The 11939-nt window shown below is 71.2% G+C and carries 7 protein-coding genes; 3 read left to right on the top strand and 4 right to left on the bottom strand.

The window, feature by feature from the left end:
- Positions 1 to 110 precede the first annotated feature (110 nt).
- On the top strand, positions 111 to 347 hold the full coding sequence (locus ACWDRR_RS28810; RefSeq protein ID WP_449775168.1) for a hypothetical protein: 237 nt from the start codon (positions 111 to 113) through the stop codon (positions 345 to 347).
- 131 nt (positions 348 to 478) lie between these two features.
- Here ACWDRR_RS28810 and ACWDRR_RS28805 read toward each other — a convergent pair whose 3' ends face one another.
- The 4 genes from ACWDRR_RS28805 to ACWDRR_RS28790 all read right to left on the bottom strand — a co-directional run bounded on the left by ACWDRR_RS28805 (position 479) and on the right by ACWDRR_RS28790 (position 10535).
- Positions 479 to 613 (bottom strand): hypothetical protein, encoded by a 135-nt coding sequence (locus ACWDRR_RS28805; RefSeq protein ID WP_449775167.1) that lies wholly within the window; start codon positions 611 to 613, stop codon positions 479 to 481.
- A gap of 35 nt (positions 614 to 648) precedes the next feature.
- Positions 649 to 2970: a UvrD-helicase domain-containing protein gene (locus ACWDRR_RS28800; RefSeq protein WP_449775166.1), complete on the bottom strand. Its 2322-nt coding sequence runs from the start codon at positions 2968 to 2970 to the stop codon at positions 649 to 651.
- Positions 2967 to 9701: a DEAD/DEAH box helicase gene (locus ACWDRR_RS28795; protein WP_449775165.1), complete on the bottom strand. Its 6735-nt coding sequence runs from the start codon at positions 9699 to 9701 to the stop codon at positions 2967 to 2969. The genes ACWDRR_RS28800 and ACWDRR_RS28795 overlap by 4 nt, the downstream gene beginning before the upstream one ends.
- A 336-nt stretch (positions 9702 to 10037) precedes the next feature.
- On the bottom strand, positions 10038 to 10535 hold the full coding sequence (locus tag ACWDRR_RS28790; protein ID WP_449775164.1) for an ATP-binding protein: 498 nt from the start codon (positions 10533 to 10535) through the stop codon (positions 10038 to 10040).
- Positions 10536 to 10793: 258 nt separating this feature from the next.
- On the opposite strand from ACWDRR_RS28790, the gene ACWDRR_RS28785 reads away from it, so the two are divergent.
- Together ACWDRR_RS28785 and ACWDRR_RS28780 are read left to right on the top strand one after the other, a co-directional pair.
- On the top strand, positions 10794 to 11675 hold the full coding sequence (locus tag ACWDRR_RS28785) for a helix-turn-helix domain-containing protein (RefSeq protein ID WP_380572140.1): 882 nt from the start codon (positions 10794 to 10796) through the stop codon (positions 11673 to 11675).
- Positions 11672 to 11884 carry a DUF397 domain-containing protein gene (locus tag ACWDRR_RS28780; protein WP_380572142.1) on the top strand — a complete coding sequence of 71 codons (213 nt, stop codon included), beginning with the start codon at positions 11672 to 11674 and terminating at the stop codon, positions 11882 to 11884. The genes ACWDRR_RS28785 and ACWDRR_RS28780 overlap by 4 nt, the downstream gene beginning before the upstream one ends.
- Positions 11885 to 11939 lie beyond the last annotated feature (55 nt).

Raw genomic sequence — 11939 nt, 5'->3', positions numbered from 1 at the left:
ATCGTTGTCGAGCGCGCGCCGGACAACGTGGCCGACCTGCTGGTGTCGAAGCGGGACATGATGTCCCTTCACGTGCAGGGAGGGGATCTGAGGGAACGGGGTTTCCTTCGATGGTCGAGTTCCCGTTGGCCTTGATGGAAGGCCTCCCTGTATGGATGCGGGCGGCATTGGTGACGTTGATCATTCTGAGTGTCCTGGCGCTGCTTATCCTGGACCGTCTGATCCCGCAGAACTCGCGGGACCGGCTGTCCTGGTGGCGAGTCATCCTGCGGTACCTCCGCGAGCGCGCCGACCTTCGGCGCACGGCATCCCGCAAGGAGCGAACCTTCGGCAGGCATCGGGTCTGAGATGTAGAAGGCCTTCACGGGCGAGGCGGAGAGCCTGCTGGCCTGGGCCAGGAGTTCGCCACCCTAAGACGGCGAACGGCGCACGCCGCAGACGGTGGTGGTCCAGCTCGATCTGAGACTGCCATGTTCGCCTACCCGGGGCAGCCGCCGCCGGCGGCGCGGGAGGCCATCGGGTTGAAGTCCTGGCGCTGGAGACCAGGCATCCCGGTCAGGATGTACTGCCCGAACTCCCGGCCGAGGACTGCCTGCCGGATCTCGTTGCTCACACCTCCGAGGCTCCTCGGAGGTGTGGACGAACCGATCAGCGGGGCAGGAACCGGCTGGGCTCGCCATGCCAGGAGATGCTGAGGGAGTCGCGGGCCCGGGTCGTCGCGACGAAGAGCAGGGCCCGGGCCTTCCGGAGCTCGCGCTGGTAGCGGGCGTGGTCGCTCTTCCGGTACTGCTCGATGAAGGCACGGGGGAGGATGCCGTCGCTGGCTGCGGCGATGGCGAGCCGCTGGTATTCGAGGCCCTTGAAACGGTGCATGGTCCCGACGTGGACTTCGCCTTCGCCGCGGGCGCCGTCCTTGGTGAGCTCGGCGCAGGTGATGCCGGCGGTGGTGGTCAGGTAGTACATGACCTCATTGACCTTGTTGCGGTCCGCGACGCAGACGGCGATCAGCCCACGGGCATCGCGTGTGGTGCGGCCGGTGCTGTCTGTGGTCAGCTCGGTGCGCCAGGCCTGGAGGGTCTCGGCCAGGGCAGAGAGTTCCTCGGCCCAGGTCGGGTGTCCGCTCAGGATGGGCTCGGGCCCGCTGAGGACCGAGCGGAAGCCCGCGAGGTTGTCCTTGCCGTCGTCGAGGTCGTCGAACTCGACGTCCCGTCCGGTGACGACAGTGATGGCCTTGTTGAGGATCTCCTTAGTGGTGCGGTAGCTGAGGGTCAGTCGGCTGGCACGGCCCCGGATGTGGATCCCGACCGCGCCGAGAGAGACCTGGTTGTCGTAGATCCGCTGGTGAGTGTCACCGGCGATGAAGAGATCGTCGGGGCCCTCGGCGACCATCGCGCGCAGCATCTTCCAGTGCGCGGGGCTGAGGTCCTGCGCCTCGTCGACGACGATGTGACGGAAGCGGTGGCGCAGGTACTGCATGCCCGATCCGGCGTCGCGGTGGATGAGGTCCTGGGCGCCGATCTCGTCCTTGTACTCGGCGCGGGCACGGATCTTGGTGGCACGCCCGATCTCGAAGCGGGCCGCGCGTTCGGCGGCCTGGCTCCAGGTCTCCAGGTTCAGCTTGTCGAGACGGGCGGTGTAGTGCTCCAGCAGCTTCCAGACGGCGCTGCGCTCCGCGCGGTTCAGCGGCCGGCCGCGTCCGGCCCGGCGGGCCTGGAGATAGGCGGTGCGGGTCGGCACCGCCTGGCCGAGTACGACCTGCTCCCACTCCTCCAGCAGGAACTCGGGTTCCCAGGTGCGTTCGTCGATCTCCATGAGGAGGTCCCGCAGCTCCCGCAGCGCGACCTGGTTGTCCACGCGGTTGCGCGTGCGGCCGGAGAGGCTGTTCTCGGCCAGCACCCGTGCGGTGAGCTGGTCGATGTGGGCGACCTCGACACGGGCGAGCTGCTCGGGTTCCAGCAGGGAGGTGAGCCGGGCCCGTAGGTCGGTGGTGAGGTTCTTGGTGAAGGTGGTGAGCAGGATCGGCTTGTCCTGGCCGGGCGGCAGTTTTGCGGCGAGGTGGGCGACACGGTGGAGGGCGACGACGGTCTTGCCGGTGCCCGGTCCACCCGAGACCCTGGCCGCGCCGCTGTAGACCCGGTCGACCAGGCGGGCCTGGGTGGGGTGGAGGAAGACCCGCCAGGCGCGGAAGTCGCCCTCCTCGATCGCGGCGCGCAGGACATCGTCCGAGGTGACCACGGTGACGGTGGTGCGGGCCAGGGCCGCGTCGAAGTCCTCGGGGTTGGGTCGCTGGTCCAGCTGTACCGGCGCGGTGATCTCGCGGCGGACGTCGTCCAGCGGGATACCGGCGGCGAGGCCGTAGAGCACGTCCTTGGTGAGCAGCGGGGCGCCCTGGACGAGCTGGTCGAGCTCTTCGCTGGTGGTGACGAGCAGGGCCAGCTCGATCAGGGCCCCGGTGACGCCCAGCTCGCGAAGCAGCTCGGCGTCGTAGGCGGCCAGCAGCGGCGGGGCCTGCTCCGCCGAGGCAGCGGCCGGGGTGGCTGCAGGAACGGCGGGGGGCGGGACCTCGTCCGGCTCCGGCTCGGGCTCGGCAGGTGTCAGTTCGATGCCGGCGCGGCGCAGCGCGCTCTCGCCGACCACCGAGAGGTCGACGAACTCGATCTCGCCGGTGACCCGGTTGACCGCGACGGACAACTGCTCGTAGACGTCACGGCGGTGCCGGACGGCGATGGCCAGCCAGCTCTCCTCGCCGTCGGCGCCGATGCCGGTGCGGGTGAGCAGGACCCGGTAAGAGGCGTTGAGGCGGGCGGAGAAGATCCGGCCGTCGCCCTTCAGCGGCTTGAGCCGGAGCTTGGCGAGCCAAGGGTCCTGCCGGAAGGCGCGACTGAAGTCGTAGAACGCTCCCTTCACCTGGTGATCGAGCTTGTAGAGCTCCTGTTCGGCCTTCTGGTACAGGCTGAGCCGGGCGGTCATCGGGAGGAGCCTTCCAGGTCGTGCGGCGTACCGGTCGACGGTGCGTCGGGGAGCAGGGAGATGAGGGTGTCCAGGTGGTCGAGCCAGTCGACGGCGGTACGGGCGGTCCAGCCCTCGGCCCGGTACGCGGCGAGGGCGCGTTCGGTCTCGTCGTGTGCGGCTTGGCCGGCCCCGCCGGCCTCGTCGGCGTCGGCGGTTCCGTCGTTGCCGTCGGGCACGGCCGCCGGGACGGGCAGGACGGCGACCTTGACGGCCTCATCGGCCCAGACGAGGTCCGCGGGCCAGCGGCTGTTGCCGAGCTCGTACCCGAACTCCGTCGGTGCCTGCTTGCCGTGGTCGGCGATCCGGGTCGCCAGGTCGAGCAGGGCGGCTTCCTCGCCGGCGTCGATCTCGGGCAGGAAGTCGCTGTCCCAGGTGCTGTCCCGCAGCAGGCCGGCGATGTGCTCCTCGAACGGGGAGTCGGACGGCTGTGCGGCGCCGCTGCACACGGTGAGCGCTTCGAGTGGGTAGCCGTCGGCCAGGCCGGTCGTCAGCTGGACCGCGTCGCCCGTGGTTCGGGGCAGGAACTGGAGCAGGTTGGACCAGTACAGCCAGGCGCGCCAGCGCAGCCGGTGCTCCTCGGTGCCGAGCGCCGCGGTGTCGTCGTCCAGGCAGGCCAGCACCGTCCAGGCTGGGGCCTCCTGTCCGTCGTCGCGCACCGCGAGCACCAGCTCCAGGCCGTTGTCGTCGGTGCTGCGCAGGACGTGCACCGGAAGGATCGGCGTGTCGTCATCGTCCGGCATTGACGCCGGTGCGCCGAGCGCTGTCCGGAGGGTGTGCAGGAGCGGGCCGCGTCGGTCGGCCGATCCGGCGAGGGCGGTGCGGGGGTGTGCGGTCAGGCCGCTGACCAGCGCGGTGGCACGGCGCGCCCACAGCTCGGGTGAGGGGTCGCGCAGGTAGCCGATCAGCGTTTCGACCGGGTTGGCGAACATCGTGCCCACCAGCTGGTGCCGGCTGCCGCCCAGTTCCTCGTAGACGTTCTTGGCCGCCTCCTGGGCGGCCCATGCGTAGGGCGGCCAGACGGGGGCGTTGCGGGTGGGCCGCTTCTCGAAGAGGTCGATGTCGTCCCAGGTCAGTTGGAAGGCGATCGCGCCGTCGGCGCGCAGCCCGTTGCGGATGGCGGCATCCTCGGCGAGGCGGTTGCGGTCGTCGCTCGCGTGGTTGCGGCGCCCGTCCATGTACACCTTCACCGTCCCGGAGGGTCCGCCGACCCGGGTGAAGGTGAAGTCGGTGCGGGTGCCGACGAGCCTCTGCTGGGCGGTGAGCCGCCAGTGGAGCCGCTCCTCGCCGCCGCTGATCTTCAGTTGTCCACTGGCGCGGCCGTCCTCCTCCAGGACGGCGTCCTCGCTCTGCTCGCTCCAGGTCCGCAGGGCAGCGAGGAAGCGGGCCTCCAGGTCGGACTCGATCTGCTTGTCCAGCCCGATCAGGGCGGTGGAGGACACCTCGGTGGTCTCCCACGCGTCGGCACCCTCCCGGTTGTAGAGCAGCGACTCCAGCAGGGCCAGGGCCTGGGCACGGGAGACCTTGGACTGGTACCGCTCGGCGGTGTACCGGTAGAGGCAGCGGTGGCAGGCGCGCCGGTGCTCCTCGTCCTTGCAGGGGCAGTCCAGCAGCGCCTCGCGGGCCTTGAGGAGGGTGGCCTTGAAAACGTCGGGGTCGGTCAGCCGGTGCAGGTAGCCGGTGCCGCCGGGCAGACCGTCGAACAGCACCAGGTACCACCGCCGTTCGCCCGCCCTGGCGTCCGGCTTCGAGGTGAGGGTGTGTTCCAGGTGCTGGGGGTCGCCGCCGAACTGCTTGTCGACGCCGAGGCGCAGCGCCGCTCGGAAGGAGTGGATCTTCTCCTCGACCAGGACCGTCGCGGCGGGCAGCAGGATGCGCAGCGCCTCAGTTCGCAGCTCGTGCGCCAGCAGGACGGGGAGTTGATCGGCCTCCGCGGCCTTCCCGCGCCGCACCGGGCACCACGGCCGGTGGTGCTTGAGGCGTGGGTCGCGGGCGGCGGAGGCACTCAGTTCGTCCGTGTCGTGGTCGAACACCGGCCGGCCGTCCGCGGTCGCCGCGCCGCAGCCCGTGCAGACGTGGAACGGGTTGAGCCGGACGGTGTGCCCGGCGAACTCGTCGGTGGCCGGGCTGTCGTACCGGGCCGGCCCGACGTTGACGGTGCGGATCACGGCGGTGCGGGAGAAGTCCACGCCGAAGGTCTCGGTTCCGTGGCGCCAGGAGCCGCGCTCCAGGGACTCCTCCGGGATGTCGACCGCGTGGACGATCTCGTAGGAGCGGTGGTCGCGTTCGTCCCGGTCGTCGCGGATCCTGGCGTCGTCGCGCTTGTCCCGGGCGGTCACCAGGCGCGGCTGGACGATCCTGAACAGGCAGGACCCGTCGTCCGCTATCGCGCTGGTGCGGCAGCGCGGGCAGGCGCTGCGGTCGTTCTCGGCGTCGGCGGTCCGGACGTAGCCGCACTGGGGGCAGACCCGCCAGGTCTGCCAGCCGGGCTGCGAGGCCGTGCCGATGTCGATGCCCGTGATCTCGTGCCGGTACCGGTTGACGTAGAAGGTGTTGCCCGGCGCCAGCTCGCTCAGGGCGAGGCGCTGGGGGCGCTCGTACGGGCGCAGCTCTGAGTCGTACCGGGGCCGCTCGCCCGCCACCCGCTCCTCGGGCCAGTAGAGCGTGGCCTCCAGCACGGTGGTGGCGTCCACCAGCGCGTAGTTGGGCAGCAGCCCGAGCTCGACGAGGGCGCCCTGTCCCGGGGTCTCCTCCAGCAGCTTGGTCAGCTGCCGTCCGACACCGCGCCGCTCGGCCTCCAACTCGGCCTTCTGCCGGGCCTCCTCCGGGTCCGCGTCGTGCAGTTCGCCGACGGCGGCGTTGATGTGGCGGATCCGGGCGCGCAGGGTGTCCTCGCGTGCCGCCCACTCCCGTTCGGCCTGCTCGACCGTGCCCTGCAGACCGGCGGTGGCGTAGGCCCGCAGGTCGTCGGCGGACTGCTCGCTCACACCGGTGGGGAAGAGCTCCAGAAACGCGGAGACGGCCGCCCCGCCGTGGGCGAGGGCCGCTTCGACGAGGTCGGTCAGGTAGCCCTCCGGCCCGAAGACGTCCTTGGCCTTCCGGGGCAGGGCGGGGAGCACGCGCCCCCCGGCACCGGTCAGCCGCCCGCGGGCGGCGAGGTCCAGCAGGTGGGCCAGGTACTGGCGGCGCAGGATCGCGACCGCCGAGAGGTGGCAGCCCGGCGGGGTGATCGGCCCGGCGATCAGGTCCTTGGGCCGGTCCAGGTAGTAGAGGTCCCGCTTGCGGCGCTCGGGGATGGTGAGCAGGAAGGCGTTGCCGGTCCGGCGCCCGGCCCGGCCGACCCGTTGGGCGTAGCTCGCGGCGTTGCGGGGCAGGGAGGCGAGCACCACGGCGGACAGGTCGCCGATGTCGATGCCCAGTTCCAGGGTGGGCGTGCAGGACAGCACGTTCGGGTCGTTGAAGGCCCGGCCCTCGCCGGGTGCCCGGCGGAAGGCCGCCTCGACCGACTCGCGCCGCTCGCGGTCCAGCAGGCTGGTGTGCTCGGCCGTCACCACCTGGTAGGGGCCCGCGCGGTGGTACAGCCGGCGGTAGTAGTCGTCCCGGTACTGCCGGTCCCGGGCGTGGACGTCCGACTCCCGGGCGTGGGTGCCGGCGACCAGCCGCCCGGAGGTGCAGCGGTAGGACGGGCAGGGCGCGTCGTGCCACTGCTCCAGCAGGGAGGGGTGAACGGTCTGCTCCCAGAAGCAGACACGGCAGCGCACGTACGCGGTCTCCACGTCCTCGTCGGAGAGCAACAGCGCGTCGATCGCCCCGGGCTGGAGGCCGTGAATGCGGGTGGCGCCGTCCTTCGCGGTGCGTGCGGAGAGCAGCCTCGCGTCGTGGAGCGCAGGCAGCAGCCGGCTCCAGAACTCGGGTGACTGCTCGCGCGGCAGGCCGAGGGTGCGTCCGGCCCAGCGCTCGTGCCAGGCCAGCCGGCCGGTCACCGCGTCGAACTCGCTGCCCTCCTTCGGGCTGGACAGCAGGAAGACCGGGGCCGCGACGCCCTTGGGGAACGCGGGCATCCCGGACGGGCGCTGTCCCCAGATGAAGTAGCGGCTGGTGCCGGTCTCGGAGAGGTACTTCTCCAGCCAGCGGTGCTTGATCGCGCCGCGCCAGCGCAGCCGCTCCAGGAAGATCCGCAGGAACGCCAGGTAGCGCGCGTCCTCGACCGGCTCCAGCATGTCTCCCCGCACGCTCTCCAGGTGCGCCTTCCGGACGAGCGCGACGGCGGCCGCGGGGTCGGCGAGGCGGACGTGCGCGGCGGCGGTGCGGGTCAGCTCCAGGGTGCGGCCCTGCCGGGCGCGCAGGCCGAACTCCAGCAGCGTCTGGAACGCCAGCCGTTCGCCGATCAGCTCCCAGGTGGCCCGGTCGCCGCCGCGGGACTTTCCGGACAGCAGGCGGGCGACCCCTCGCAGGTCGTGCAGGTCCGGCGGGACGACGGCGGCCAGCGTCCGGGCCCCGGTGCTGTTCGCGATCACCTCGGCGATCAGGTCGTTGAGCGCGGTGGGGCGCTTCTCCGACAGGTGCGCGACCAGCAGGGCGCGCAGAGAGAAGGTGTACGAGCGGTTGGCGACGAACCCGGCCCGGTGCGCGGCGTCCTGCACCGAGTCGTTGAACATCAGCGTCTTGCACTCGCCGGTGTCCTCGTCCAGCTCGCCGCCGGTGAACAGCCGGGTGATGGACGCGGCGGCGAGGGCGGCCTGGCCGGTGCCCAAGTAGCGGATGGCGTTGCGTTCACCGCAGGCCGGGCACCAGTCCTCCTTGGCTGCGGTGTTGGCCGTGGCACCCTGGTTGACCAGGACGAAGGCGGAGTCGGGCACACCGATCCGCGGTTCGCCGGTGGCGGGGTCGAAGTCCTTCACCGGGTCCGGCAGGCGCAGTCGGTGCCGGGTGCCGTCCAGCACCATCAGGTCGCCGCCCGCGCCGTGCAGCTGCCCGCCCCGGGAGTCCCTGGCGGAGGCCGGCACCGGCGCCGTGGCAGAGGCGCGCCGGGCCTCCTCGTCGGTCGCGGCGATCAGGTTGCGGACCCGGATCCGGTCCTGGCTGGTGGAGGCCCGCCGGATCTTCGCCGGGTTGACCTCCACCTCCAGGTCGTCGCTCTCCGGGGTGAAGACCGCCCAGCCCGAGCGGCCGCAGTCACGGCAGTAGACGGCCGGCAGGAAGAGGTTGGCCGCCTCCCCACCGGTGGCGGTCGTCACCGGGGCGCTGCGTACGCTCTCCGGTCCGCCTTCCTGAGGTGCGTCGCCCGCGTCCCACTGGAACTGGGCCTTCGGCCAGGGCAGCACCCCGCGCAGCACCCGGGACACCGAACGCGCCCACTGGTGCACCTCGATCTGGACCAGCGGCCGGGGCTTCGTGTCCCGTGATTCCGGTGCGCGCGCGGCCGACAGCAGGGCGACGAACCGGGCCAGCGCCTCGGCGGCCAGCTCCGGCTGGCGGGTGATCGCCTGGCCCCAGGAGTACGCGCCCGCCCGCCACAGCACCGCGAGGATCTCGTCGACAGACTTCAGCTCGCCGCCGAGCGCCAGCATCACCGCCTGGGTGAGGATGTGCACCTTGAGCTTCGCCCCGAGCGCGAACGCGTCGAGCCCGCGCTCGCCGGTGAACGCCTCCACCAGGGCCTCGAACGCCTCCTCGCTCAGCGCCGGGTCGGCCATCGCGGCCAGCTTCTCAGGGGTCGGCACCGGCAGCAGGTCGATCGTCTCGGAGGGGATGAACTCCTCCGGAGTGAGCCGCTGCTCGCCGACCACTGCGTCCGCCGTGAACGGCGTGCCGAACACCTCGCCGGCGACGCGCAGCATCTCGTCCGCACTGTTCGGTCCGGCATCGGAGGAGAGGGTTGCCGAGGTGGCCACCGGGCAGATCGGGCCCAGCGGGCGGTCCCGCTCGGAGACGCCGAGCGCGGAGGCGAGTCGGCGCAGCAGCATCGCCACGTCGGTGCCCTGCGCGCCGTCGAAGGTGTGGAACTCGTCGACCACGACGTACCGCAGGTCCGCTTCCTTCCAGAGCGGGGCGTCGTCGCTGCGCTGGAGCAGCAGGTCGAGCATCTTGTAGTTGGTGATCAGGATATCGGGCGGGGAGATCTGCATGTTCCCCCGGTTGGTCTCCACCCGCTCGTAGCGGGTCTTCGAGACGTCCCCGATGTAGAGGCCGGCGGTCACGCCGCCGAGGGCCTCGTCGTTCTCGCGGAGGTAGTCGTTGATGCGCAGCGCCTGGTCAGTGGCCAGCGCGTTCATCGGGTACAGCAGGACGGCCTTCACCCCGCGGCGGCTGGCGGCCTTCTCACGGCGGCAGTGGTCGAGGACGGGGATCAGGAAGGACTCGGTCTTTCCGGAGCCGGTGCCGGTGGTCACCATGGTCGGCTGCGGCACGTGCCCGTGCGCGGAGGACAGGCGAGTGAAGGCCTCGGCCTGGTGCGCGTACGGCGTCCAGCCGTCGCCGGGTGCCCAGTCGAGGCAGTCGCGCCAGCCCGGACCGGCCTGGAGGAAGGGGGTGCGGATCCGCAGGAACGGGCCCCGGAACATGCCGGTGGTCTCGTCGCCGAGGAAGCTGTGCAGCGCGAGCCGTGCACCCTCGTCCGTCAGCGCGTAGGTGGTCGAGAGGTACTGCAGCAGGCTCTCCTTGAGCGCCCGCGCCTCCAGCGTCGGCCTCACGGTGTGACGGTCCCCCTCGTGTTCTTCCCCGCCGGTGTTCGGGTGGTGATCGCGGAGTGAAGTTTACGGTCGGACACGGACAGTCGTCGCGGCCGGGCCCGGGGGCGCCGAAGGGGCACCTGCCGGGCCCCGAGCCTACTGCGGCGGTGGGACGGCGGGACGGGGTTGTTGCGGAACCGGAACCGATCGTTCGTGCCGGTCGGGGTGGCTCGGCCGCCGGGTGGGCGGCTGCTCTTCCCCGTGGGCCCGCTCGTAGCGCGCCTCCTGCCCGAGCCTCTTCCCGGGCGCGGGCAGGACGGGCGGCGCCCTACTGGTGGCAGGGGAGGGCGGGGCCGGTCACGCGGCTTCGCTCGCACCGGCGGGGGAGCGGACGGGGTCGGGGGCGTCGTCGGGGGCGATGGCGCACCAGACGGCCTTGCCGATGCCGCCGGGCCGGGGGAAGCAGCCCCAGCTTCGGGAGAGGTGCTGGACGAGGAAGAGTCCGCGCCCGGCCTCGGCATCGTGGTCGGGCAGGGCGGCAGCGGCCGCGGGACGGGTGGGGAGGTCGTCGCCGGCGTCGTGGACCTCGATGCGCAGCTCGGCGGGGGAGAGCACGAAGTGCACGAGGAGGAGGCGGTCGGCGGGTACCCGGGGGTGCTGCACGGCGTTGGCGACCAGCTCACTGAGCAGCAGCTCGCCGACGTCGGAGAAGCGTTCGGCGAGGTCGGGTCGCCGGCGGAGGAACTCGCGGAGGAGGAGGCGGACGGTCCCGGCCGAGCGGCGGTGCTTGGGGAGCCAGGTCGACTGCTGGTACGGGCCGGCGGCCGGGGGCAGGCCGTTGCAGGCTTCGGGCATGGCTGATCGCCCTTCGGTGGTGCGAGTGGTGGTGACGACCGGGCGGCCGGAGATCGGCCGTTGCGCCGTGGATCGGGCATGGGGATGCCCGGCAGTAGATCGCCGTGATCACTTTGCGTCGATCGAGCGACTACTGGATGTAGTCTGCTCCAGGGCGAGGGATCTGTGCAACGTTTCCTGGCGAAACGTTGACGACGCCTACTCTGTTGCTCGGCGCATCCGCCGGATAGCAGACTGAAGCCGACTCAAGGAGGTTTGGTGCCAGAGGAGAAGACGCCCAACGCACCGTCAACCGTGCTGGGACGTCAGCTGGGAGACGAGCTGCGCGCCATGCGGGAGCGAGCAGGCATGACCACTGCTGACGTTGCCGCCGAGCTGGACTGCACCAAGGGAAAGATCTCCCGGATCGAGAACGGTCGTTCGCCACTTCGTGCGCCCGACCTCACCGCGATGCTCCGCTTCTACGGCCAGGACGACCCCGCCACGGCAGAACGCCTTGCCGAGCTCGCACGTGCGGCCAACAAGCGCCGCCGCGGTGGGTGGTGGAACGAGTACGGTGGCGTCCTGGCCGACACCTACCGCGACTTCATCGCGCTGGAAGCCGTTGCGTCGTCGGTCCGCACGTACCAGAGTCAGATAGTCCCCGCTCTGCTCCAGACGCCCGACTATGCGCGTGCTCTGTCGGTCGCGAGCCGGCGTTGGTCCCGGCCCGAGGAGATCGAGCAGTTCGTCTCGGTCCGACTCCTGCGGCAGCATCGGCTGACGGACGAGGAGCCGCTGTCGGTGTGGGCGGTACTCGCGGAGGGTGCGTTGCGGCAGCAGGTCGGCGGACCCGTCGTCATGCGGGACCAGCTTGCCCATCTGGCCGAGATGTCGGCTCGCCCGAACGTCACCGTGCAGGTGGTCCCGTTCAGAGTCGGGGCACATGCCAGCATGGTCGGCCCCTATGTGATCCTGAGCTTCCCGTCCACCAGCGCGATGGACGTCGTGCTGCTCGACAATCCATCGGGTTCGATGTGGCTGGAACGGCCGCCGGAGATCGCGACCTACTCGGACCTCTGGGACGACGTACGGACGAAGGCACTGTCTCCGGTGGAATCGCTGGAGCTGATCAACTCGATCAAGGAGTTCGGTACATGACCTCAATCTCTGACGCTGCCGCTGTCGTGTGGCGCAAGAGCACCTACAGCGGGCCCGACAACGAGTGCGTAGAGGTTGCCGACGGCCTGCCCGGTGTCATACCGGTCCGCGACTCGAAGGATCCCGCCGGGCCTGTCCTCCGTTTCGCCGGTGACGCCTGGGCGGAGTTCGTCACTGCCCTCAGGGCGGGGGAGTTCCCGCTCGCCTGAGTTCCGGCGGCATGAAATCGTCCGTGCGGGCCGTGGATGATCACGGCCCGCACAG

It is taken from the genome of Kitasatospora sp. NPDC003701, assembly GCF_053587085.1.
This window is presented reverse-complemented; position numbering and strand designations above follow the sequence as displayed.

Bases quoted from the DNA above. Each gene is read 5' to 3' on its own strand.
- ACWDRR_RS28800 (WP_449775166.1), bottom strand. From the start codon at position 2,970: ATGACCGCCCGGCTCAGCCTGTACCAGAAGGCCGAACAGGAGCTCTAC.
- ACWDRR_RS28810 (WP_449775168.1), top strand. From the start codon at position 111: ATGGTCGAGTTCCCGTTGGCCTTGATGGAAGGCCTCCCTGTATGGATG.
- ACWDRR_RS28790 (WP_449775164.1), bottom strand. From the start codon at position 10,535: ATGCCCGAAGCCTGCAACGGCCTGCCCCCGGCCGCCGGCCCGTACCAG.
- ACWDRR_RS28780 (WP_380572142.1), top strand. From the start codon at position 11,672: ATGACCTCAATCTCTGACGCTGCCGCTGTCGTGTGGCGCAAGAGCACC.